25 protein-coding genes are annotated in these 23,881 nt (G+C 60.7%); 2 read left to right on the plus strand and 23 right to left on the minus strand.

The genetic code is table 11. The features are described 5' to 3' along the window. Window positions 1-231 precede the first annotated feature (231 nt). The 19 genes from DTP52_RS16805 to DTP52_RS16895 form a co-directional block, all read right to left on the minus strand. Window positions 232-1,107 carry an SMP-30/gluconolactonase/LRE family protein gene (locus tag DTP52_RS16805; protein WP_109754373.1) on the minus strand — a complete coding sequence of 292 codons (876 nt, stop codon included), beginning with the start codon at window positions 1,105-1,107 and terminating at the stop codon, window positions 232-234. Then, window positions 1,104-1,850 carry a FadR/GntR family transcriptional regulator gene (locus DTP52_RS16810; RefSeq protein WP_109754374.1) on the minus strand — a complete coding sequence of 249 codons (747 nt, stop codon included), beginning with the start codon at window positions 1,848-1,850 and terminating at the stop codon, window positions 1,104-1,106. The genes DTP52_RS16805 and DTP52_RS16810 overlap by 4 nt, the downstream gene beginning before the upstream one ends. A gap of 179 nt (window positions 1,851-2,029) precedes the next feature. Continuing rightward, window positions 2,030-2,590: a DUF1285 domain-containing protein gene (locus DTP52_RS16815; RefSeq protein WP_109754375.1), complete on the minus strand. Its 561-nt coding sequence runs from the start codon at window positions 2,588-2,590 to the stop codon at window positions 2,030-2,032. Between the two features lie 13 nt (window positions 2,591-2,603). Further along, window positions 2,604-3,209 (minus strand): DUF4823 domain-containing protein, encoded by a 606-nt coding sequence (locus DTP52_RS16820; protein WP_109754376.1) that lies wholly within the window; start codon window positions 3,207-3,209, stop codon window positions 2,604-2,606. A 187-nt stretch (window positions 3,210-3,396) separates the two neighbouring features. Then, on the minus strand, window positions 3,397-4,365 hold the full coding sequence (locus tag DTP52_RS16825) for a GTP 3',8-cyclase MoaA (protein WP_014339493.1): 969 nt from the start codon (window positions 4,363-4,365) through the stop codon (window positions 3,397-3,399). A gap of 155 nt (window positions 4,366-4,520) precedes the next feature. Further along, the gene (locus DTP52_RS16830; protein WP_109754377.1) at window positions 4,521-5,159 is read right to left on the minus strand and encodes a TetR/AcrR family transcriptional regulator; all 639 of its coding nucleotides are present in this window, start codon (window positions 5,157-5,159) and stop codon (window positions 4,521-4,523) included. 384 nt (window positions 5,160-5,543) lie between these two features. Further along, the gene (locus tag DTP52_RS16835; protein ID WP_109754378.1) at window positions 5,544-6,338 is read right to left on the minus strand and encodes a TatD family hydrolase; all 795 of its coding nucleotides are present in this window, start codon (window positions 6,336-6,338) and stop codon (window positions 5,544-5,546) included. A gap of 11 nt (window positions 6,339-6,349) precedes the next feature. Continuing rightward, a complete protein-coding gene (locus DTP52_RS16840) occupies window positions 6,350-6,706 on the minus strand; it encodes a PilZ domain-containing protein (RefSeq protein ID WP_109754379.1) in 357 nt (118 codons plus the stop codon). A 42-nt stretch (window positions 6,707-6,748) separates the two neighbouring features. Then, complete coding sequence (locus tag DTP52_RS16845) at window positions 6,749-7,738, minus strand: DNA polymerase III subunit delta' (RefSeq protein ID WP_109754380.1); 990 nt, start codon at window positions 7,736-7,738, stop codon at window positions 6,749-6,751. Further along, complete coding sequence (gene tmk / locus DTP52_RS16850) at window positions 7,731-8,363, minus strand: dTMP kinase (RefSeq protein WP_109754381.1); 633 nt, start codon at window positions 8,361-8,363, stop codon at window positions 7,731-7,733. Before tmk ends, DTP52_RS16845 begins: the two co-directional genes overlap by 8 nt. A gap of 20 nt (window positions 8,364-8,383) precedes the next feature. After that, window positions 8,384-9,544: an endolytic transglycosylase MltG gene (gene mltG / locus DTP52_RS16855; RefSeq protein ID WP_109754382.1), complete on the minus strand. Its 1,161-nt coding sequence runs from the start codon at window positions 9,542-9,544 to the stop codon at window positions 8,384-8,386. Window positions 9,545-9,547: 3 nt separating this feature from the next. Further along, on the minus strand, window positions 9,548-10,363 hold the full coding sequence (gene pabC, locus DTP52_RS16860) for an aminodeoxychorismate lyase (RefSeq protein WP_109754383.1): 816 nt from the start codon (window positions 10,361-10,363) through the stop codon (window positions 9,548-9,550). Beyond that, window positions 10,363-11,607, minus strand: a complete 1,245-nt coding sequence (fabF, locus tag DTP52_RS16865; RefSeq protein WP_109754384.1) for a beta-ketoacyl-ACP synthase II — start codon at window positions 11,605-11,607, stop codon at window positions 10,363-10,365. The genes pabC and fabF overlap by 1 nt, the downstream gene beginning before the upstream one ends. 108 nt (window positions 11,608-11,715) lie before the next feature. Next, complete coding sequence (gene acpP / locus DTP52_RS16870) at window positions 11,716-11,952, minus strand: acyl carrier protein (protein ID WP_003175607.1); 237 nt, start codon at window positions 11,950-11,952, stop codon at window positions 11,716-11,718. 191 nt (window positions 11,953-12,143) lie between these two features. Continuing rightward, window positions 12,144-12,887, minus strand: a complete 744-nt coding sequence (gene fabG, locus DTP52_RS16875; RefSeq protein ID WP_109754385.1) for a 3-oxoacyl-ACP reductase FabG — start codon at window positions 12,885-12,887, stop codon at window positions 12,144-12,146. A 15-nt stretch (window positions 12,888-12,902) separates the two neighbouring features. After that, window positions 12,903-13,841, minus strand: coding sequence for an ACP S-malonyltransferase (gene fabD, locus DTP52_RS16880; protein ID WP_109754386.1), 939 nt, complete (start codon window positions 13,839-13,841; stop codon window positions 12,903-12,905). Window positions 13,842-13,964: 123 nt separating this feature from the next. Beyond that, window positions 13,965-14,975, minus strand: a complete 1,011-nt coding sequence (plsX, locus tag DTP52_RS16885; protein ID WP_109754387.1) for a phosphate acyltransferase PlsX — start codon at window positions 14,973-14,975, stop codon at window positions 13,965-13,967. A 4-nt stretch (window positions 14,976-14,979) separates the two neighbouring features. Next, window positions 14,980-15,162, minus strand: a complete 183-nt coding sequence (gene rpmF / locus DTP52_RS16890) for a 50S ribosomal protein L32 (RefSeq protein WP_003179396.1) — start codon at window positions 15,160-15,162, stop codon at window positions 14,980-14,982. A 13-nt stretch (window positions 15,163-15,175) separates the two neighbouring features. Continuing rightward, window positions 15,176-15,703 (minus strand): YceD family protein, encoded by a 528-nt coding sequence (locus tag DTP52_RS16895; protein ID WP_003204262.1) that lies wholly within the window; start codon window positions 15,701-15,703, stop codon window positions 15,176-15,178. Window positions 15,704-15,808: 105 nt separating this feature from the next. On the opposite strand from DTP52_RS16895, the gene DTP52_RS16900 reads away from it, so the two are divergent. Continuing rightward, window positions 15,809-16,387 carry a nucleoside triphosphate pyrophosphatase gene (locus DTP52_RS16900; protein ID WP_109754388.1) on the plus strand — a complete coding sequence of 193 codons (579 nt, stop codon included), beginning with the start codon at window positions 15,809-15,811 and terminating at the stop codon, window positions 16,385-16,387. 161 nt (window positions 16,388-16,548) lie between these two features. Here the strand turns inward: DTP52_RS16900 and DTP52_RS16905 are convergent, their stop codons facing one another. The 3 genes from DTP52_RS16905 to rluC are packed head-to-tail and all read right to left on the minus strand — an operon-like array spanning window position 16,549 to window position 19,167. Continuing rightward, window positions 16,549-17,538: a S49 family peptidase gene (locus DTP52_RS16905; RefSeq protein WP_109754389.1), complete on the minus strand. Its 990-nt coding sequence runs from the start codon at window positions 17,536-17,538 to the stop codon at window positions 16,549-16,551. Window positions 17,539-17,558: 20 nt separating this feature from the next. Beyond that, entirely contained in the window at window positions 17,559-18,221 is a 663-nt protein-coding gene (locus DTP52_RS16910; protein ID WP_109754390.1) for an HAD-IIIA family hydrolase, read from the minus strand. After that, a complete protein-coding gene (gene rluC, locus DTP52_RS16915) occupies window positions 18,211-19,167 on the minus strand; it encodes a 23S rRNA pseudouridine(955/2504/2580) synthase RluC (protein ID WP_109754528.1) in 957 nt (318 codons plus the stop codon). The genes DTP52_RS16910 and rluC overlap by 11 nt, the downstream gene beginning before the upstream one ends. 699 nt (window positions 19,168-19,866) lie before the next feature. Between rluC and rne the strand changes: the two genes are divergently transcribed. Further along, window positions 19,867-23,061, plus strand: coding sequence for a ribonuclease E (gene rne / locus DTP52_RS16920; protein ID WP_371925597.1), 3,195 nt, complete (start codon window positions 19,867-19,869; stop codon window positions 23,059-23,061). A 224-nt stretch (window positions 23,062-23,285) separates the two neighbouring features. Here the strand turns inward: rne and DTP52_RS16925 are convergent, their stop codons facing one another. Next, a complete protein-coding gene (locus tag DTP52_RS16925) occupies window positions 23,286-23,876 on the minus strand; it encodes an NTP transferase domain-containing protein (protein ID WP_109754392.1) in 591 nt (196 codons plus the stop codon). Window positions 23,877-23,881: the final 5 nt, after the last annotated feature.

Below are 23,881 nucleotides of genomic sequence, written 5' to 3' on the forward strand. Positions count from 1 at the left end.
AAGACTCCTGTACGGGGGCACGACAAAAACCGGGCATCCACGGATGACCGGCGCAAAGGCGCTTGTAAGAACAGTGGCCGGCGTACGCCACCGGGGCGTACGGGGAAAGATCGTTGCATCACTTCACCTGTTTTGTTTTTTTAGTGTGAGTGCGTATTGCCGATGGAGCCGACTATAAACCCGGCCGCCAAACAATCTCAATATATATATTTACATCCCATATTTTGGGATTTAGCCTGCAAACCGTGTACACGCCACGCCGGGCACATCGACACGCATCGACAGCAGCGCACCGTCCAGCGGATGACCCAACGGGCTCGCGGCGCTGGTGATGTACAACGTCTTGAGGTCTTCACCGCCGAACACACAACTGGTCGGGCGGCTGACGGGCAGTTCGATCACCCGATCGACCTGGCCATCCGGGTTCAGGCGCAACAGGCAACTGCCGTCCCAGCGGGCGTTCCAGATGTATCCCCGGGCATCCATTGCCGAGCCATCCGGACCGCCACGCGGGTGTGGACCGAACCAGACCTCGGCAGGCGCCAGGTTGCCTTCCGGGTAGATAAAGTGCCGATACAACGTGCCATCCAGGCTGTCGCCGAAATACACCGTGGTGCCATCGGGGCTCCAGACCAAGGTGTTCGGAATACCCAGCCCGCGCAACAGGGGCAGGACACGGCCATCACTCCCGACGCGAAAAAGGCCGCCGGACCGGTGCTCGATCGGCAAGTCCTCGCCTTCGGCACCGATGTTGTTCTGCATCGTGCCGAGCCAGAGCTGGCCCAGGGCGTCGCAACGGGCCTCGTTGGCACGATTGCCTGGCTGGGGATCGGCCATGCACAACAGCGTCAGGCGCGGCTCCAGGCCCGGCGAATCAAGATCAAGGCGGTAGACACCGCTGCTCAGGGTCACCAAGGCGTCGCCATTTTGGGTCGGTATGAAGGCGGACACATGCTCAGGCATCTGCCAGATACCAACATTGGCGCCGATCAACCGCAGTGCCTGCTTGCCGGCGATATCAACCCAGTACAATGCCTGGGTCGGCTCGTCCCAGAAGGGCCCCTCGCCCAATTTCGCCCGGTGTTCCGTCACAGCCGTCCACTTCATTGAAACCTCCTGTTCCCGACTTGCCCGGCGGCGTCTGTTCGACCAGCCATGACATTGGGGTAAAAGCGTTTGATCGCCAGGTCGGCGTTATCGATCAGGGTCATGCAGGCCCAGACACCCCGCGCCGCGTCACGGGCGGCGATGGCATCGGCGATGTCCTTGTGGATGGGCAAGGTGCGGCGCAGCTCATCCGGGTCGGCCGCCGACACCTCGAACGACACCGCAAGCAGTGCCCCCAGGGCCGGGACCATTTGTTCGATGAATTGATTATGGCTGGCGGCGAGGATGCACTCGTGGAAAAACTGGTCGGCGCGGTTGTAATCGGCGCCGCTGTCCACCGCCCGCTCCAGCGCATGGTAAGCCAGGCGGATCGCCTGCACCTGATCGGCGGTGGCCCGCTCGCACGCCCAGCGCACTGCCATCGGCTCGATGGTACGGCGCAGGTCCAGCAAGTCATCGACAAAGTTTTCCGGCAGGCCGCTGCGTGACAACCAGCCCACCACTTGGGGATCGAACAGGTTCCAGCGTCGCACCGGCAACACCCGCGTGCCGACTTTCGGCCCGACTTCCAGCATGCCCTTGGCGACCAAGGTCTTGATCGCCTCGCGAATCACCGTGCGACTGACGCCCAGTTGCTCGCCCAAGTCCGCCTCGACCTTGATGGTTTGCCCAGGCTTGACCTGGCCGGCGGCTATCCAACTGCCCAGCCAATCGACGGTCGACGCATGAAAACTGCTGGACATGAAAACCCCGCGGGCCACTCTTATTGGAGGCCCACGCTAATCATCATATGATTGGGTGTCAATTTGAATTTTACGGCTTCACTCCTGTGGGAGCGAGCCTGCTCGCGATAGGGGTGGGTCAGTTAAGGCCGGGTTGACTGTGCTGCCATCATCGCGAGCAGGCTCGCTCCCACAGAGGATCAGGGTTCCAGGCCTATGGGGAAAAACTCTCCGCCGCTCCACACGCCCAACCAGCGCTGTCCGTCGATCTCGCGGCTGACCGCCAGTTCCACCAGTTGGTAGAACACATTGCGATGGATCAGCGCTTCCAGATTGCTGCGCACATGCACGTAGGGCGCTGGCTCCTGGGTCTGGGGGTCGATCACCACCCGTATCGGATGTTCGTCGCCGGCCTCGGTGGTTTCCTCGACATTGGTGGTAAAGCGCAACAACTGCCCTTCCCCGTGCCCTTCGACCTCGAGGGTCACGGCCACGAACGGCGCGTCATCGACCTTGATGCCGACTTTTTCCACAGGGGTAATCAGGAAGTAATCATCGCCGTCGCGGCGGATGATGGTGGAGAACAGCTTGACCATCGGCTTTCGCCCAATGGGCGTGCCCAGGTAGTACCAGGTACCGTCCCGGGCGATACGCATGTCGATGTCGCCGCAGAAGTCGGGGTTCCACAAGTGGACTGGCGGCAGGCCTTTGGTCTTGGGGATCTGCCCCAGCAAGTCATTGGCTTTTTGCGGTCCGCTCATGGTGACTCCTTAGTTACTCGTCGCTCATCCCCAGCAGGCTACGGGCATATTCACGCAAGGGCGTGGCGATGAGGTCTTGTGGCTGCTTGTCGTGCAACGTCAGTAAACCGCCACGACTCTTGATACGTGCAGTATCAATCAAATACTGGGTGCTGGTCTCGATCAACATGATTTGAATCACGCTGGTATCGACACCCAGGCGATCCACGGCTTCCTCATCCTGCCATTCGTCAGTGTTGCCGATGCGGTTGTCGGCCTTGGCGAACCGGGTGTACAGCAGGTAATGGGCACCGGCGGAACGGGCTTCACCCATGGCCTGGTCGAGGCCTTCGGGAGTACGGGCGCGACGGACCATGGGGAAATATTCGATGAAGCCATTGAAGGCTTCCTCGGCCACGACATTGGGACGCGGATAGGCGCTGCCTGGCGGAGCGAAGGCTCCCTGGGCAATGTAGATGAACGAGTCTGGCTGGATACGCAGGTTGTTTATACGACGGCTGTCGCTATGGTCCAGCAGGCCGGCATCGCTCATGTGATAACGAACGCCCTCTCCCATGTCGCTGACATTCATGCAACCGCCAAGCACCAAAACGGCCAGCAGCAAAACCAGGCTACGCATCCTACCCTCCAAAAACCGGTGTCGGAAAACCGGCGAATGGTCGTGGGATGCAGCTTTTGCGCCAGCTCATCAAGATGAGGGTCAGACGTACCCAAGTGAATGGGAAATTGCTATCGCGGGCAAGCCTTGCTCCCACATGGTAAGTGTCGTACTTGTGGGAGCAAGGCTTGCCCGCGATAGCAATGGATCAGCCGCCGATGATTTTCATGATGGTCGCGCCGCCGGAGAACGCCACTTCCTGCTTGTCCCCCAAGGCCTTGACCAGCAAGCGCTGAAGCGCCGGCAAAGCCTGGTGGCGAGGCTTGTCCAGGAGGTCGCCGACGAAGTGACGGTTACTCGACGACAGGCATCCGTGCAGCCAGCCCGTGGACGACAACCGCAGTCGCGAACAGGTACGGCAAAAAGGTACGCTTTCATTGGCAATCACACCAAAGTGCCCCAGCCCCGGTATCTCATAACGCACCGCCGTGGCATCCACCGGTGCGTCGGCTTGCAGGTATTCGTACTGATCGCCGATCAGGCTGAGCAGTTGCTGGAGGCTGACGAACTGCTGCAGGAATGCATTGGAGTCGCTGGCCAGGTGGCCCATGCGCATCAACTCGATGAAACGCAACTCATAGCCACGTTCCAGGCAGTATTCGAGCAACGGCATCACCTGATCCAGGTTCTGCCCGCGCAACGGCACCATGTTGACCTTGATCTTCATCCCGGTGGCCCGGGCCTGTTCCATGCCGTCGAGCACGGTCGCCAGGTCGCCGCCACGGGCGATACTGCGAAACGCAGCGGGGTCCAGGGTGTCAAGGGAAACGTTGATCCGGCGAATGCCAGCGTCTACCAGCAAAGGCAGTTTTTTCGCCAGCAACTGACCGTTGGTGGTCAGGCTGATGTCTTCCAGCCCCATCTGTCCCACCGCCGTCATGAAACGTTCGAGCTTGGGGCTGACCAGCGGCTCACCGCCAGTGATGCGCAGCCGCTCGATTCCGGCGGCCTCGATCAAATAGGCTACGCCGCGTGCCATGGCTTCGGCTGACAGTTCATCCTGCGCAGCCACCAACCGCTTGCCATCAGGCACGCAGTAGGTACAGGCGTAATTGCAGGCAGAAGTCAGGCTGATCCGCAAATTGCGGAAACGCCTGCCTTGACGGTCAACGATCATGGATCACTCCGGCGAAAGAAGAATCGGACCTGTGAAACTTGACCTCTAAATCAAGATTTCGCAAGACCCAAGCCTGAGTATATTACTGGGGCACTGCGCCATGTAAGCGGACATGGCGCAATAAGACAGCTGAATGTCTTGGCCTGTGCGGCCAATCAGCTACTCGGGACGTCGGTATCGCGCTTGCGCTTGTTGCCCATGCGCACGCCAATGTCCATCAGGAACTGGAAGAAGCCTTCCTGGTCTTCCAGCACATTGCTCCAGAACGGTGAGTGATACAGCGCCACCGCGCCGTGCACCAACGCCCAGGCTGCGCAGTAATGGAAGTAAGGCGGCACGTCTTCGAGCTTGCCTTCGCTGATCCGGCCTTTGATCAGCTGGGTCAGGCGTTCGAAGTTCGAGGCGCGGATCTTGTGCAGCTCCTCGACCATCTCCGGCACCTGGTTGCCCTTGACCACCTTTTCTTCCAGGCGGTCGAACAAGCGGTAGCGCTGCGGGTCACGCATGCGGAACTCGAAGTAGGCCCGCGACAGGGCTTCCTTGTCCTTGTCCACATCCGCCGAATGCAGCAACTCGTTCAAATCGCGCTCGTAATCGAGCATCAGGCGCAGGTAGATCTCCGCCTTGGATTTGAAATGTTTATAAATCGTGCCTTTGCCGATACCCACGGCATCCGCAATCATCTCGACGGTGACACTGTCTTCACCCTGGTCGAGGAACAACTTGAGCGCGGTGTCGAGAATTTCCTGCTCGCGGCGGCGAAACTCACGGACCTTACGGGGTTCTTTGTGCATAAGAAAAAGGTCTGAAGGGTCAAAATTCGAAGCCGGGTATTATGCCTAACTTACGCAAAAATGCACGGATCATCCGTTCTCGGCCACTGTTCTTCACAAAACCGTACACACCCGGCCCGCCGTTTCCCACGCCAATGTACCGCGCCTGCGCGCTTTGACGACAGTGAGAACTTATCCGAAGCGAGCGTATTCCAAATTTGTTTAAAAACCACCCCGGCCCGACTGGACGCGTTGGCATACTGATCAATACTTCAACTGTCGGCGCGACATCTCCCCCAAGTGACGCGCTGATAAAGGTACCAACGGACCGCGTGCCTTTGTTTTACTCCTAATGGTCTTAACCCGGATTCACCCCCCAGAACCCGGGTTTTTTTTGCATGGAATTCAGGCTTGCACCGGCCGGACGTGAGCCAGCGGAAACAATTGCTTAAAATTTTCCGTCGTCTGCTCGGCAAACCGCTCGTAGGACTCGCCGCGCAGCATCGCCAGGAACTCCGCCACTTCCCGTACGTATTGCGGAAGATTCGGCTTGCCTCGATAGGGAATGGGCGCCAGGTAAGGCGAATCGGTTTCCACCAACAATCGATCAGCCGGCACTTTGCTGGCGACATCGCGCAATGCATCGGCATTGCGGAACGTGACAATCCCGGACAAGGAAATGTAATAGCCCATGTCCAGTGCTGCCTTGGCCATGTCCCAGTCTTCAGTGAAGCAATGCAGCACCCCGGCCTGGGGCAGCGCGGCATCACGCAGCAAGGCCAGGGTGTCGGCCCGGGCGCCACGGGTATGGATGATCACCGGCTTGCCGGTTTGCCGGGCGGCCTCCAGGTGCAGCCGGAACGACGCCTGCTGCACGTCGGCGGCTTCCGGCTCGTAGTGATAGTCAAGGCCGGTTTCACCAATGGCGACAACCCGTGGATGGTCGAGCTCACGCAACAACCAATCGAGCGCCGGCGCGGCGTCTGGCTGGACATCCAGCGGGTGGACACCGACCGAGCAATCGACATCGGCATAACGTTCGGCCAGTGCCTTGACGTCGGCGGCGTTGTCGGCGCTGACGCCGATGCACAGGAAGTGACCGACACCCCGTTGGCGGGCCGCGTCCAGCGCAGCATCCAGGGAGCCGCCGTGGGCAGCGAGGTCGAGACGGTCAAGGTGACAATGGGAATCTACAAGCATAAAGGGCTGGGCTACATCGTATGGGTGGGACGGTCGGACTTCAGGGAGCCGGCCAAGTGGGTTTCGATCTGATTGCGAGCCGAATTGTCGCCGTCGTTGAACTGCACGCCAACGCCAGCGGCCCGGTTGCCCTGGGCGCCTTTGGGCGTCATCCAGATCACCTTGCCGGCGACCGGGATCTTTTCCGCTTCATCCATCAAGCTCAAGAGCATGAACACTTCATCGCCCAAGCGATAATTCTTGTTGGTCGGAATGAACAGGCCACCGTTCTTGATAAAGGGCATATAGGCGGCGTAAAGCACCGACTTGTCCTTGATGGTCAAAGACAGGATGCCGTTGCGTGGCCCGGGACTGACAGGTTCGTTCATGCTGATCTCCGCTGCAATTGAGCTGAGTTTAGGCAGTACCTGTCAGTTTCGACCAGGCAAACTCGCCCACTGCACCAACAGCGCCTCGAGCAATAGCACCCGATTGAGGTTCGCCTTGCCTAGCACCTTCTGACGTTGGGCAAGAATCCAGTCCTGAATGTTCAAGATTTTATCCTGGCTGCTTTTTTGCGCCAGGTACTGGATGACCTTGCGCATGTCCGCCAACCCCAGGCCGGCCTCATCCTCGGTCAGCTGGTAACGCAGGATCAGGCTCGACCAGTCGCAGAACCAGTCAAACAGCAGGAGCAACGGGATCGCATTCCAGCCCTCGGCCAGTTGCGTGGGCGATTGCTGCTGCTTGAGCAGTTTCTTGACCCCATCCACCACCAGGGCCCGCTGTTCACGCACGCCCTGGGCCTGAAGGCTGACAGCCGCCAAGGGCGAGCCGGCCGCCAGGGTCAGCAGCTCGACACGCTCTTCGTCGCTGCTATCGGGCAAGGCCTGGGCCAGCCACTGCAAACTCATCGCCTCGCTCGGCAGCGGGCAGGCCTGCTGCACGCAACGACTCTTGATGGTCGGCAGCAAGCGGCTCGGCTGGTGGCTGACCAGCAACAGCACGGTATCGCCGGAAGGTTCTTCAAGACTTTTGAGCAAGGCGTTGGCGGCGTTGATGTTCATCGACTCGACCGGCTCGATCAGTACCACCTTGCGCCCGCCCATCTGCGAGGTCTGGACCACGAAGCTGACCAGATCCCGGACCTGGTCGACCTTGATCGCCTTGTCCGCCTCCTCCGGCTCCAGCACGTAATTGTCGGGATGGCTGCCTGCCTTGAGCAGCAGGCATGACTTGCACTCGCCACAAGCGTCGTTCGAGACACCCGGGCGCAGGCAAAGCAGACTGGCCATCAGACGCTCGGCCAGTGCCCGCTTGCCGATGCCGACCGGTCCGTGCAGCAGATAGGCATGGGCATGCTGGGCACGACCGGCCAATTGCTGCCAGAGACCGTCTTGCCACGGATAGGCTTCAGCCACGGACACGCTCCAGCAAACGCGGCAGCAAGCCGTCCAGGGACTGTTGCACCTGGGCCAGCGGTTGCGCCGCATCGATCAACAGGTAACGCGCCGGATCGGCCTTGGCGCGACTCAGGAAGGCATTGCGCACGGCGTTGAAGAAAGCCTGGCCCTCAAGCTCGAAACGATCCAGCCGGCCACGGGCGCTGGCGCGGGCCAGGCCGATTTCCACCGGCAAGTCGAACACCAGGGTCAGGTCTGGCCGCAGGTCACCTTGGACGAAGGCTTCCAACGCGGCGATGCGCTCCATGGACAAACCGCGACCGCCGCCCTGGTAGGCATAGGTCGAATCGGTGAAACGGTCGCACAGCACCACGGCACCACGGGCCAGCGCCGGGCGAATCACCTCGGCCAGATGCTGTGCCCTGGCCGCGAACACCAGCAACAGCTCGGTGTCGGGGTTCATAACTTCTTCAATGGGCGCCAGCAGCACCTCGCGAATTCGCTCGGCCAACGGTGTGCCGCCCGGCTCACGGGTCAACACCACCTCGAGGCCGGCGGCCCGCAGGCGTTCGGCCAGGTATTCGCGATTGGTGCTCTTGCCGGCGCCTTCCGGGCCTTCCAGCGTTATAAACAAGCCAGTCACAGGCGATCCTTTATCAATGTTCATTGCGAGCTCGGCGGCTCGCTGGCATTCGGTTCAGGGGCAGGTTGCTGGGGCGGTACCTGGGGCACGTCCTCAGGCGCCGTATCGGGAGATGCCGCCGGGATCGGCGCCTGCTCGTCCGGGGTTGCCGGGGCCGGGCTGGAGCGGTAATCGGCACGGCGCTTGAGCTGGAATTCGCGCACCGCGTTGTTATGCGACTCCAGGTCATCGGAAAACACGTGGCTGCCATCACCGCGTGCGACGAAGTAAAGGCTATTGCCCGACGCCGGGTTCAATGCCGCATGAATCGCCTCGCGTCCCACCATCGCAATAGGCGTCGGCGGCAAGCCTGGAATCAGATAAGTGTTATAGGGATTTTCTTCTTTCAAATGGGCACGAGTCAGTTTGCCAGTGTAGCGCTCGCCCAGGCCGTAGATCACCGTGGGATCGGTCTGCAGGAGCATGCCCAGGCGCATGCGTCGCACAAAGACGCCGGCAATCTGCCCGCGCTCCTGGGGCACGCCGGTTTCCTTCTCCACCAGGGACGCCATGATCAGCGCTTGATACGGTTGGGTGTAAGGCACATCGGCGGAACGCTGTGCCCATTCCTTGGCGAGCACGTCTTCCAGGCGGTCGTAGGCTTTTTTCAGCAAATCGACATCCGAGGTGCCACGCACGAAGCGATAGGTGTCCGGGAAGAACCGGCCTTCGGGAAATATTCCGGAGTGGCCGATACGCTCCATGACCTGGTTATCGCTCAGGTCGGTGAGGGTCTGCTGGAGCTTTTCATCCTTGGCCAACGCTGCGCGCACCTGGCGGAAATTCCAGCCTTCCACCAGCGTCACGCTGTACTGCACCACTTCGCCGCGCTTCCAGACACCGATCAGGCCTTCCATCGTCATGCCTGGCACCATCCGATACTCACCAGAGTGCAACGGCTGGTCAGCGAGATTGAAACGCCAATAGATCCGCAGCCAGAAGGCGTCCCTGATCAGGCCGTCGGCTTCGAGGCGCTTGAGGGTTCCGGTCGGGGTGGTTCCGTTGGGCACGTCCAGCAATTCTTCCTGGGTGATGTTCAGCGGCTGTTGCAGCGCCGAATGGATCTTCCAGGCCGAAGCCCCCAACAACAGCCCTGCCAGGACCAGGCCGGTCTCCAGCAGCAGCAAGAATTTACGTCTCACGAATCAAGCATCCAGTAGCGCACGGGCAAGGGTCTGCAGTTTACGGGTGAGCGGGCCAACCGACCAGCGCGCCGAACCGCATCCACGTACCGGCCACACGCCATACACGCTGTTGCAGACGAAGACTTCATCGGCCTGGTGCAACTGTTCGAGGCTGATGTCCGTGATTTGCGTGGCGATGCCTTGGGACTTGGCTTGAAACAATAATTCCGCGCGCATTACACCGGCCACGCCGCAACGGCTCAAGTCCGCCGTGAACAATACGCCATCGCGCACCAGGAACAGGTTGCTGAACACCCCCTCGATCACCCGTCCGGACGTATCCAGCATCAAGCCTTCGGCATGTTCCGAGTCGGCCCATTCGGCACGGGCCAGCACCTGTTCAAGGCGATTGAGATGCTTGAGGCCGGCGAGCAAGGGCTGCTCGGACAAGCGCACGGTACAAGCAAACAGGCGAATGCCTTGTTCGGCATGGGTCGTGGGATAAGCGGCCGGCGGACTCCCCTGCAGGATGCGCCGGGCCATGGCCAAGGGATCAGCGGCATAACCGCGCAGACTGTCGCCACGGGTCACGATCAGCTTCAGCACGCCGTTACCCAGCCCCCGGGCGTAGGCACTCAGCTCAGCGCTCAACGCGTTCATGTCGACATTGAGCGCCAACCGCCGGCAGCCTGTCTCCAGGCGTTGCAGGTGACGATCCAGCAACACGGGCCCGCCGTCGTGCACGGCGATGGTCTCGAACAACCCATCGCCATAAGCCAGGCCGCGATCTTTCAGCGACAGGACGTCGGCCGGCTGACCGTCGACCCAGCTTTCCATCAACCGGCGAACCGGCGGAACACCAGCGAACCGTTGGTCCCGCCAAAGCCGAAGGAGTTGGACAGCACCACATCGATATCCATGCTGCGGGCGGTGTGCGGCACGAAGTCCAGGTCGCAGCCTTCGTCCGGCTCATCGAGGTTGATGGTCGGCGGCGCCGTCTGGCTGTTGATCGCCAGGACGCTGAAGATCGCTTCCACCGCCCCTGCCGCACCCAGCAGGTGACCGGTCATGGACTTGGTCGAACTGACCGCCAGCTTGTACGCGTGCTCGCCAAACACGGTCTTGATCGCCTGGGCTTCGGCCAAGTCGCCGGCCGGGGTCGAAGTGCCGTGGGCGTTGATGTACTGCACCTGCTCGCCGTTGATTTTCGCGTCACGCAAGGCATTGGCGATGCAACGGGCCGCACCGGCACCATCGGCCGGTGGCGAGGTCATGTGGTACGCATCGCCACTGGTACCAAAGCCGATCAGTTCGGCATAGATGGTCGCGCCACGCGCCTTGGCGTGTTCCAGTTCCTCGAGCACCAGCGCACCGGCACCGTCGGACAGTACGAAGCCATCGCGCCCCTTGTCCCATGGCCGACTCGCGCGGGCGGGCTCATCGTTGCGGGTCGACAGCGCACGGGACGCGCCGAAACCGCCCATGCCGAGGCCGCAAGCGGCCATTTCAGCGCCACCGGCAATCATCACGTCGGCTTCGTCGTACATGATGTTGCGCGCGGCCATGCCGATGCAGTGGGTACCAGTGGTGCACGCCGTGGCGATGGCGTAGTTGGGTCCCTGGGCACCCAGGTGGATGGACAGGAAACCGGAAATCATGTTGATGATCGAACCCGGCACGAAGAACGGAGAAATCCGACGCGGCCCCGAATCGTGCAGCGTGCGGCTGGTTTCTTCGATATTGGTCAAGCCGCCAATACCCGAACCCATGGCCACGCCGATGCGTTCACGGTTGGCGTCGGTGACCTCCAGGCCAGCGTTACGCACTGCCTGGAAACCGGCTGCCAGGCCGTATTGAATGAACAGGTCGAGCTTGCGGGCTTCCTTGACCGACAGGTATTCCTCGACATTGAAGCCCTTTACCGAGCCGCCAAAACGGGTGGAATAGGCAGAAAGGTCGGTGTGTTCGATCAGACCAATGCCACTGCGGCCAGCCAGAATGCCCTGCCAACTGCTCGGCACATCCGTGCCCAGTGGCGACAACATACCCATACCGGTGACTACGACGCGTCTACGCGACACAGCACTCTCCTTTTTCTAATGACGACTTTGCATCAGGCCTAAAGAAAAAACCGCACGCCGTGACGGCAGTGCGGTTTTTCCATGACAGCTAGCGACGACTAAAAACGATTACGCCTGGTGGCTGGTAACGTAGTCGATAGCAGCTTGTACAGTAGTGATCTTCTCAGCTTCTTCGTCAGGAATCTCGGTCTCGAATTCCTCTTCCAGAGCCATCACCAGCTCAACGGTGTCAAGGGAGTCGGCACCCAGGTCTTCAACGAAGGAAGCGGTGTTCACAACTTCTTCTTCTTTAACGCCCAGTTGCTCGGCAACGATTTTCTTGACGCGCTCTTCGATGGTGCTCATACCTTGTTTTCACTCCTAATGGACAAATTCAGGCAGCTGGCCGGTGGGTAAGTGTATAGAAGAACTTTTCGGTTTTTCAACCGAAAGCTTCACTCCTCAGACCCCGCGGCCCGCCGTCTATAAATTGATTGCAGCTTTATAACGGATTTTAGACAGCTCGTATGACATTTTTTTGAAGCAATCCGTCACATTTAACTCATGTACATCCCGCCGTTTACCGGGATTGTAGCCCCGGTCACGTATGCCGCACCGTCCGACGCAAGAAAAGCGACCACGGACGCGATTTCTTGAGCTTGCCCCAGACGACCCAGCGGAATCTGCGTCAACAAGGCTTCACGCTGTGCTTCTGGCAGTTCGCGGGTCATGTCGGTATCGATGAAACCCGGTGCGACCGAGTTTACCGTAATCGAGCGCGAACCCACTTCACGCGCCAACGCACGGCTGAAACCTTCCAGACCGGCCTTCGCCGCAGCATAGTTTACTTGGCCTGCGTTGCCCATGGCACCCACAACCGAGCCAATACTGATAATTCGTCCCCAACGGGCCTTGGTCATGCCACGCAAAACGCCCTTGGACAGCCGGTACAGACTGTTCAGGTTGGTGTCGATCACATCGAACCATTCGTCATCTTTCATGCGCATCATCAGGTTATCGCGAGTGATACCGGCATTATTGACCAGGATCGCCGGCGCACCGAACTGCTCCTGAATGCTTGCCAGCACCGCCGCAACGGATTCGTCGCTGGTGACGTTCAGCTCAAGACCGGTGCCCTGGATGCCATTTTCCTTCAGGGTCGCAGCGATACGCTCGGCGCCCGAAGCGGAAGTCGCGGTGCCAACAACGATGGCGCCTTGACGACCCAGTTCCAGGGCAATGGCCTGGCCGATGCCACGGCTTGCACCGGTCACCAGTGCAACTTTACCTTGCAGACTCATGCAAGCTTCTCCTGTTCAGGCCTGCGCTGCACGGGCGGCAGCGAAGGCGTCTGGGGTGTTGAGATTGGAAGTCGACACGCCTTCGGCGCAGCGTTTGTTCAGGCCTGCCAGCACTTTACCAGGACCGCATTCGACCAGTTCGATCGCGCCCTTGGCCGCCAGGGTCTGTACCGATTCGACCCAGCGAACCGGCTTGTAGAGTTGCTCCAGCAGATCACGCTTGAGGGTCTCGAGATCCGGCGCCACGTTGGCGCTGACGTTCTGCACCACGGGAATCTGCGGGGCCTGCCAGTCGATGGCGGCAATGGATTCGGCAAAGCGCTCGGCAGCCGGACGCATCAGCTCGCAGTGCGACGGAACGCTGACCGGCAGCGGCATGGCGCGCTTGGCACCACGGGCCTTGCAACCTTCGATGGCGCGCTCGACAGCCGCCTTGGCACCGGCGATGACCACCTGGCCCGGGGAGTTGAAGTTCACCGCACTGACCACATCGCCTTGCGCCGCTTCAGCACAGGCGGCCAGCACATCGGCGTCTTCCAGGCCGAGGATCGCGGCCATGCCGCCCTGCCCGGCCGGAACAGCCTCCTGCATCAACTGGCCACGACGCTCCACCAGTTTCACCGCGTCGCCCAGGCTCAGGCTGCCAGCGGCTACGAGGGCGCTGTATTCGCCCAGGCTGTGACCGGCGACGAACGCCGGGCGCGCGCCGCCTTCAGCCAGCCACAGGCGCCACAGAGCGATCGAGGCGGTCAGGATGGCCGGCTGGGTTTTGTCAGTTTGATTGAGGCGCTCTTCCGGCCCTTGCTGGGTCAGCGCCCAGAGGTCATAGCCGAGCGCATCGGAAGCTTCTTTGAATGTTTCGAGGATCAACGGATATTGCGCGCCCAGCTCGGCCAGCATGCCGAGGGACTGCGAGCCCTGTCCTGGAAAGACGAATGCGAGGGAAGCAGACATGAAAACAAAGCCCCTAATGATCTTGTCGTCAAAAATTGACGCCCCTGGGGGCGCTAGGAAACTGAGAGTTGGATGGCGGCTCAAACCGACCGGTCACATTTAAGCATTGTCGGACGAAAACGCCTAAGTTAACAAATCCTCAAGGCGACCATGCAGGCGCTCCGGCAGGTTCTCCTGGATTTCGATCACCGCTCGGTTGATCGCACTCTGGAAACCCTGCACGCCCGCCGAACCATGGCTCTTGATCACGATACCCTGCAACCCGAGGAAACTCGCACCGTTGTGCCGCGCCGGCGCCAGGTCCGCCTGCAACCGACGCATCAACGGCAACGCCAGGGCACCGACTGCCCGCGAGACCAGACTTTGCTTGAACAAGGTCTCGATACGCTGGCCAATCATGGTGGCCAGCCCCTCGCTGGACTTGAGCAGGATATTGCCAACGAAGCCATCGCATACCACCACATCGGCCTCGCCACGGTACAAGCCATCGCCTTCGACGAAGCCGATGTAGTTGATACCCCGCGCACCCTGCAATAGCGTGGCCGCCAGCTTGACTTGCTGGTTGCCCTTGATGTCTTCGGTGCCGATGTTCAGCAATGCCACACGAGGACGCACGACGCCCAGGGTTTCAGCCGCTACCGAGCCCATCACCGCAAATTGCAGCAAATGCTCGGCACTGCAATCGACGTTGGCCCCCAGGTCGAGCAACTGGCAGATCCCGCGCTGGGTCGGGATCGCCGCCACCATCGCAGGCCGATCGATACCCGGCAAGGTCTTGAGCACATAGCGCGACAGCGCCATCAGCGCACCGGTATTGCCGGCACTGACACATGCCTGGGCTTTGCCATCGCGCAGAAGCTCAAGCGCTACCCGCATCGAGGCGTCAGGCTTGCCGCGCAGGGCCTGGGCCGGTTTTTCGTCCATGGCGATGATTTCGGACGCCGGAAAAATGGTCAGGCGCGCACGATCCACAGCCGATTGGCCGCTGAGCATTTCTTCTAGAAGGGAGGATTGACCGACGAGGGTCAGGTGCAACGAGGGTGTAGCATTCAGACAAGCAAGGCTGGCCTGAACAATGCTGCGGGGACCGAAGTCCCCGCCCATTGCGTCAATCGCGATGACTTGAGCGGACAAGTGATTACTCGTCGGCGCCCTTGTCGATCACTTTACGGCCACGGTATACGCCTTCTGGCGATACGTGGTGACGCAGGTGAACTTCACCAGTGGTTTTTTCTACAGACAGGGTGCTAGCCTCGAGAGCGTCGTGCGAACGGCGCATGTCACGGGCAGAGCGGGATTTTTTGTTCTGCTGAACAGCCATAATTGATTAACTCCTAAACGTTTGGGTCACGCTTTAACTGCGCCAATACACTGAACGGGTTGGACCGCGTTACCTCGTCCTCGCTCGGTTCGGGCTCATCTGCTCCCGCCGGCTGCTGGCATTCTTCCGGATGATGAGCAGGCACAATGGGCAAGGCGAGCAGAAGCTCCTCCTCGATCAGTGACTGCAGATCCAATGGATCTTCGCCCAGTTCCAGCACGTCATAACCTTTCGGCAACGACTGGGTATTCGCACCCTCCTTCACCACGGCGTAACTGCATTCGCTGTGGATCGGCAGGGTGACCAGCTCAAGACAACGCTGGCAAACCATTTTGACTTCAGTGTCGATAAAGCTGTGGATAACCACAGATTTACGTTCATCTCGTTCAAAAACGAATTTGGCCTGGACCGTACCGACATCGTCGGAAAGCGGGTCGCAGAGTCTCTTCAAATCGGCCAGCAGCAGTTCACCTTGAAGGGTGGTGCCACGGTCAGCCAATTTGCGCGGGTCAACGTGAGGTGGAATCGGGTCATTCAACATAGGCGCAGCATTATAGGGATGCCCCCGGCCATGTCAAAGGAAATTCAGCCCTGTCCGTCACTTGCGCACCTCGCTAGAATTCGCCCCTGCCTCCAGGAGCTGCCCATGCTGCCTTTATTACTTGCCTCAAGCTCGGTCTATCGCCGGGAATTGCTTGCCCGCCTGGGACTGCCGTTCGTCTGCAGCTCACCCGACATCGACGAAAGCCATCGCCCCGGCGAGAGCGCCCTCGAACTGGTCAAACGCCTGGCCCGGGAAAAAGCCCTGGCATTGGCTGACAGCCACCCGGCGCACCTGATCATCGGCTCAGACCAGGTCGCCGTGCTCGGCGAACGCATCCTGGGCAAGCCTCACACCTTCGAAAACGCTCGCGAACAACTGCTGGCCGCCAGCGGCGCCAAGGTCACGTTCCTGACCGGCCTGGCACTGCTCAACAGCCAGACCGGCAGCTGCCAGGTCGATTGCGTGCCGTTTACCGTGAACATGCGCTTGCTGGACCCCGAGCGCGTCGAACGCTACCTGCGGGCCGAGCAACCCTATGACTGCGCCGGCAGCTTCAAGGCCGAGGGGCTGGGCGTGAGCCTGTTCCAGAGCACCGAAGGGCCGGACGCCACCAGCCTGATCGGCCTGCCGCTGATTCGTCTTGTGGATATGTTGCTGGCCGAGGGTGTGCAGGTTCCCTGATCCAACATACATGCGTGGCGAAGGGCTTCATTTGTGGGAGCAAGGCTTGCCCGCGATGCAGGCGCCGTGATGATACAGGCTAGCCGAGTTATCGCTCATCGCGAGCAAGCTTTGCTCCCACAGCAATCTCCTCGCCACAGAAGATCGCGCGAAACGAGGAGTTAGCGCAACGCTGGCCCCTGGAACCCCATCCACATCGCCAGATGCTCGGCAATGCTCGCCCCCAGTTTTTTCGAGAAGCGGTCGAACGGCGACTCTTCGATGGTGAAGTCCACCAGATCCTTCTGGCCGATTACATCCCGCGCCACCGAACTGGCACTGCCCAAGCCATCGATCAGGCCCAGCGGCAATGCCTGCTCCCCCGACCAGACCAGCCCGGAGAACAGCTCCGGATGTTCCTTATCCTTCAAGCGCTCGCCCCGACCTTTCTTGACGCTGGCAATGAATTGCTTGTGGGTCGTGTCGAGCACACCTTGCCAAAAAGCCGTTTCTTCGGGCTTTTGCGGCTGGAACGGATCAAGGAAGGATTTATGCTCGCCGGAGGTATACACCCGACGCTCCACCCCCAGTTTCTCCATGCTCCCGACAAAACCATAACCTGCCGCCGTCACACCAATGGAACCTACCAGGCTGGCCTTGTCGGCATAGATCTGGTCCGCCGCACTGGCAATGTAATAGGCGCCGGAAGCACCGAGATCGGAAATCACCGCATACACTTTGATATCCGGGTGCAATGCACGCAACCGAACGATCTCGTCATAGACGTACCCCGACTGCACCGGACTACCACCCGGACTGTTGATGCGCAGCACCACGCCCTTGACCTTAGGATCCTCGAAGGCAGCCCGCAGGCTGCCGACAATGTTGTCGGCGCTGGCAGGCTCTTTGTCGGCGATCATGCCCTCGATATTGATCAAGGCGGTGTACGCCGAGCCGGCGACAGCGCTTTTTTCCATGTCCATCAGCGGCGTGAACAACGCCAGCGCAAGAAAGAGGTAAATAAAGGTCAGCGACTTGAAGAAGATCCCCCAACGACGGGCGCGACGCTGTTCCTGCACGCCAGCGAGCAAGGTTTTCTCCAGCAGCTTCCAGCTTTTGTCATCACCATTCTCGGCGCTCGCCTTGACAGGTGCTTTCCATTCATCGGTCATGGGTGAATCCCTAGCAAGACTTAAAGGGCCCGCCGGCTCAGCCAGGCGTGCAACTCAGGAAAATGATCAATGGCCAGTCGCGGCTCGAATGCCCGTAGAGCCTCGATGGCCTGAGCCCCGTAGCTGACCGCCACCGACCCCATGCCGGCATTGCGCGCCATCTGCAGGTCGAATGACGAATCCCCCACCATCAGCGCCTGCTCCGGCCGCATGTTGCAATGCGCCAGAATCTGCTCGAGCATCAACGGATGCGGCTTGCTGGCAGTTTCATCCGCAGCCCGGGTGATATCGAAATACTCCTCCCAGCCATGGGACTTCAATACCCGATCCAAGCCCCGACGAGCTTTCCCGGTCGCAACCGCCAGACGGTAACCCTCGGCACGCAAGGCCTGGAGCGTTTCCACCACACCATCGAACAATGGTGAAGGCTCGGCTTCCAGCGCGATGTAGCGATCAGCGTAATGCTGACGAAAAACCAGCAGTTCATCGTCGTCAATGGCCGGATACAGGCTGCGGATGGCTTCCGGCAATCCGAGACCAATGATGCCTTTGACCGCGAAGTCATCGCACCGGGCAAACCCCATGCGATCCGATGCGACATGCATCGCCTCCACGATCCGACCAATGGAGTTCGCCAGAGTGCCGTCCCAATCGAAGATCAGCAGTTTGTAGTCAGGATGCACTCAACCGCTCCACGGTCTTGGCCCACATGTCATCCACCGGAGCCTGCAGTTTCAGTTCGCCACCATCAGGCAGCGGCACGGTCAGCATGTAGGCATGGAGGAACAGCCGCTTGCCGCCCAGATCGCGGATTTCCTTGGTGAAATCGTCATCGCCATATTTGCTGTCACCGGCAATGCAATGCCCGGCGTGCAAGGTATGGACACGAATCTGATGGGTACGTCCGGTCACCGGCTTGGCCTCGACCAGGGTGGCGAAGTCGTCGAAGCGACGCAGCACCTTGAACACCGTCAGCGCCTCCTTGCCCTCCTCGTTGACTTCGACCATGCGCTCGCCGGAACGCAGATTGCTCTTGAGCAACGGCGCACGGACTTGCTTGATGGCGGTTTCCCAGCGGCCACGCACCAGCGCCATGTAGCGCTTGTCGACGCCGTCGCCGCGCAATTGCTCGTGCAGGTGACGCAACATGCTGCGCTTCTTGGCGATCATCAACAGGCCGGAGGTGTCGCGGTCGAGGCGATGGACCAGCTCCAGCTCCTTGGCGTCCGGACGCAACTGACGAAAGGCTTCGATCACGCCGAAGTTCAGGCCGCTGCCGCCGTGAACCGCAATGCCCGCCGGCTTGTTGATCACGATCAAGGCCTTGTCTTCATAGACAATCGACGCCTCGAGGCGCTGCAGCAACCCTTGGGCCAGGGGCACCGGCTCATCGCGCTCGGGCACGCGAACCGGCGGCACGCGCACGACGTCACCAGCCTGGAGCTTGTATTCAGGCTTGATCCGACCTTTGTTCACCCGCACTTCGCCTTTGCGCAAAATGCGGTAGATCAAGGTCTTGGGCACGCCTTTGAGCCGGGCCAGCAGGAAATTATCGATTCGTTGGCCGGCATATTCCGGCGAGACCTCGAGCAGTTGAACGCCAGGGGTCGAAGGGGCAGTAGTTGTCATGGCGGCGATCATAACAATTTTTTATGGAATTGAAGCACTTAATCATTGCTGCTATAGTCGCGAACGCCGCCAAAAGTGGCTGGACAGCGGACTAACGGTCAAAAACCGGCCCTGACCAACGCAATTCACGAGGACGAGAGGCCGTCCTACGGGGCTTTCGCTACGTAACGGTAGAGTTTGCAGGTGTAACGAGCGCAGGTGACATGAGGCCTGAAATACGCCGCAAAGCAGGGTTTTGACTCGCCTTGCGCGCCACATTCACGGCCAGTTCACAAAGTGCAGTCAGCTGCGAACGACCCCGAGCGAGAGCTTCGGAAACAACGCCTAAATTAGCCATGATGCGTGACCTCCCCTTCCGGAGCTCACGGTAAATGCCAACCCGCTGCGGATTCTGCGCGCGGCAGCACCCGAATTATCAGGGATACGTGTAGGGTGGAGATGTACAACCGTCGGTCTGTGTAGCACTAGGCTTATATTTAGACGCTTCATCTCGTCCACAGACGCCGGTTGATTCCTCCTCCTGACTGAGTGCTTGAGTACCAGCAAGCAGGACGCGTCCGTCGCGACTTCGCCATCATTGGGTCGAACTCGCTGGACACTGGATTGGCCTTGCCATCTCCAGGACGCACCTGACACCGACCGTGAGAAGTCGTGTGTGCCGAACGCCGTTTCCGGCAGCCCGGAAACCGACGGTACTACATGAAAAGAATGCTGATTAACGCAACTCAACCCGAAGAGTTGCGTGTTGCACTGGTAGACGGCCAGCGCCTCTACGACCTGGATATCGAATCCGGTGCACGCGAGCAGAAGAAGGCCAACATCTATAAAGGCCGGATTACTCGCATCGAACCAAGCCTTGAGGCTGCCTTTGTCGATTTCGGCTCCGAGCGCCACGGCTTCCTGCCCCTCAAAGAAATCTCCCGCGAATACTTCAAGAAAGCCCCTGAAGGCCGCGTCAACATCAAGGACGTCCTGAGCGAAGGCCAGGAAGTCATCGTCCAGGTCGAAAAAGAAGAACGTGGCAACAAGGGCGCCGCCCTGACCACCTTCATCAGCCTGGCCGGCCGTTACCTGGTCCTGATGCCAAACAACCCGCGTGCCGGTGGCATTTCCCGCCGCATCGAAGGCGAAGAGCGCAACGAACTGCGTGAAGCTCTCAATGGCCTGGTCGCCCCGGCTGACATGGGCCTGATTGTTCGCACCGCCGGCCTTGGCCGCAGCAGCGAAGAAATGCAGTGGGACCTCGACTACCTGCTGCAACTGTGGACCGCCATCAAAGAAGCCTCGCTGGATCGCTCCGCGCCGTTCCTGATCTACCAGGAAAGCAACGTGATCATCCGCGCCATCCGCGATTACCTGCGCCAGGACATCGGCGAAGTGCTGATCGACAGCGTCGAAGCCCAGGACGAAGCCCTGACCTTCATTCGCCAGGTGATGCCGCAGTACGCCAGCAAGATCAAGCTCTACGAAGACAGCGTTCCGCTGTTCAACCGTTTCCAGATCGAAAGCCAGATCGAGACCGCCTTCCAGCGCGTCGTCGAACTGCCGTCCGGCGGCTCCATCGTCATCGATCCGACCGAAGCCCTGGTGTCCATCGACATCAACTCGGCGCGCGCCACCAAAGGCAGCGACATCGAAGAAACCGCCCTGCAGACCAACCTTGAAGCCGCCGAGGAAATCGCCCGTCAGTTGCGCCTGCGCGACATCGGCGGCCTGATCGTCATCGACTTCATCGACATGACCCCGGCCAAGAACCAGCGCGCCGTGGAAGAAAAGGTCCGTGAATGCCTGGAGGCCGACCGCGCCCGCGTACAGGTCGGTCGCATCTCGCGCTTCGGCCTGCTGGAAATGTCCCGTCAGCGCCTGCGTCCGTCCCTGGGCGAAAGCAGCGGCATCGTCTGCCCGCGTTGCAACGGCACCGGCATCATCCGTGACGTCGAGTCGTTGTCCCTGGCGATCCTGCGCCTGATCGAAGAAGAAGCCCTGAAAGACCGCACCGCCGAAGTTCGCGCCCAGGTGCCGATCCCGGTGGCTGCGTTCCTGCTCAACGAAAAACGTAACTCGATCACCAAGATCGAACTGCGCACCCGTGCCCGTATCGTCATCCTGCCGAACGATCACCTCGAGACGCCGCACTTCGAAGTGCAGCGCCTGCGCGATGACAGCCCGGAAGCCCACACCAACCAGTCCAGCTACGAAATCGCTGCGGCTGCTGCCGAAGTGGAAGAAGTCCAGCCGGCTGCCGCCACGCGCACCCTGGTTCGCCAGGAAGCAGCGGTCAAGACCGCTCCGGCCCGTGCCAACGCTCCGGTTCCGACCGAAGTGGCCGCTCCGGTTGCCGCCCCGGCCGCCGCGCCTGAGCCAAGCCTGTTCAAGGGCCTGGTGAAGTCGCTGGTCAGCCTGTTCGCCACCAAGGAAGAGCCTGCCGCGCCTGCCGTTGTCGCCAAGCCTGCCGCTACCGAGCGTCCTGCCCGCAACGAAGAACGCCGCAACGGTCGCCAGCAGACCCGCAACCGCAACGGTCGTCGCGACGAAGAACGCAAGCCTCGCGAAGAACGTGCACCGCGTGAAGAACGTGCGCCACGTGAGCCGCGTGAAGAACGCCAGCCACGCGAAGCCCGTGAGGAAGCGCCAGCCGTAGCCCGCGAAGAACGCGCACCGCGTCCGCCGCGTGAAGAACGCCAGCCACGCGCACCACGTGAAGATCGCAAGCCTCGTGGCGAGCGTGAAGAACGTGTTCGCGAACTGCGCGAGCCACTGGATGCCGCCCCGGCCGTTGCAGCAGCCACCGCTGAAGAGCGTCCGGCCCGCCAGCCGCGTGAAGAACGTGCACCGCGTCCTCCACGTGAAGAACGTCAACCACGTGCCGAGCAGGCAGCCGCCGCTGCCAGCGAAGAAGAAGTGCTGAATACCGAAGAGCAGTTGCAGGAAGACGGCCAGGACACCGCCGAAGGCGATCGTCCACGCCGCCGCTCCCGTGGCCAGCGTCGTCGCAGCAACCGTCGTGAGCGTCAGCGCGACGCCAACGGCAATGTGATCGAAGGCTCGGAAGAGTCCGAGTCCACCGAGAACGCCGAAGCGCCAAGCGCTGCGGACCTGGCTGCCGGCCTGGCCGTGACCGCGGCCGTTGCCAGCAGCGCGATCAGCGCTCCGGCCGAAGCCCAGGCTCACGAACAAGCCGAACGCGCCACCGCCGCGGTGGAAAGCGCGCCGGTTGCCGAAGCTCCCGTAGTCGAAGCCACTACCCCGGTAGAAACCACTGCTTCGCCAGAAGTGGAAGTCGCTCCGGCCCGTGAAGCCCAGGTTGCTGAAACTGAAGTGGTCGCCGAGCCTGCACCGGTCGTCGAGCAACCAGTGGCAGCCGCTGAGCCAGCCTTCGAAGCACCGGCCGAGGAAAAGGCACCAGAGCCTGCCCGCGAAGAGCAGACAGCGTTCAACTGGACCGCCGAGCCAGCTGCACCGGCGCCGGTTGTCGAACCTGAGCCGACACCAGAGCCAGTGAAAGCGGTCGAACCAGAAGTGGTCGAGCCGGCTCCAGTGGTCGAAGCTCCCGTGGTCGTCGAAGCACCTGCCCCGGTTGAAGCGCCTGCACCTGCCAGCGCCCTGACCGCGAATGGCCGCGCGCCGAACGATCCACGTGAAGTGCGTCGTCGCAAGCGTGAAGCCGAGCGCCTGCAGAAGGAAGCCGAACAAGCTGCCGCTGCCGCCGCTCAAGCGCCTGCTGCCGAGCCAGCACCAGTGGTGGAAGCAGTCGAGGCAGCCCCTGCCCCGGTTGCGGAAACCCCGGTTGAACCAGCTCCGGAAATCGACGCACCTCAGCACACCGCTGAGGAAGTCGCGCCGCGTCATACTGAAGCCCTGGAAAAAGAGCACGAGCCTAAACCTCACGCCTGATTCCACCGCCCAGTAAAAGCCCCGCCTGGTCATGCCAGGCGGGGCTTTTTTATGCCTGCAGACTTATCCACAGTGGGTCTCGGACCAGGCACAAGACTTATGCCCATTGAAGATCCAATGTGGGAGCGAGCCTGCTCGCGATGGCGCCGGGTCAGCTTGCATCAATACTGAAGTCAGACCGCTTTCGCGAGCAGGCTCGCTCCCACAGGGTTGCGCGTCGTCTGTTATTTGAAAGTCAGTGCTTCAGGCACATCAACATCCCACGTCACGCCTGGGTCATCCACCGGCACTTCAACCACTTGCGCCCCAGCAAACAATACCTTGGCGCCGCGATCCCCGGTGAGCGCCATCAGTTTCGCTCCAAACTCACGACCAAACCCCACCGGATGCCCATACTCACCTGCAAGGACCGGCACACTGATGCCATCCTCACGGATCGCCGCCACCACCTGCTCGATGCTCGACGGCAGGATGAACGGCATGTCGCCGAGCAAAATCAGCCAGCCATCAAGGTCCGGGCAAGCCTGGACGCCGGCAGCGATGCTATCGCCCAAACCGGGCGAGTCCAGTTCCACGAAATCGCAGCCGTAGGCCTGGGCCATGCGAATGGCCTGCGGACGCTCCGGGCTGGTCACCAGCACGCGCTTTTCCAAGGAAGCAGGCAGATTCACCAACACCTGCTCGATCACCGACCGCACAGCACCGTCACGCCCCGTACAATCGGCCAGCAATTTATCCTTGTCCGGGCCTGCAACCTGGCGGAAACGGCTGCCCGATCCGGCCGCGAGAATGATCACGCCAATCGACTGGGACATATTCC

It is taken from the genome of Pseudomonas sp. 43mfcvi1.1 (assembly GCF_900115935.1).
GTDB classification, from domain to species: Bacteria; Pseudomonadota; Gammaproteobacteria; order Pseudomonadales; family Pseudomonadaceae; genus Aquipseudomonas; species Aquipseudomonas bijieensis.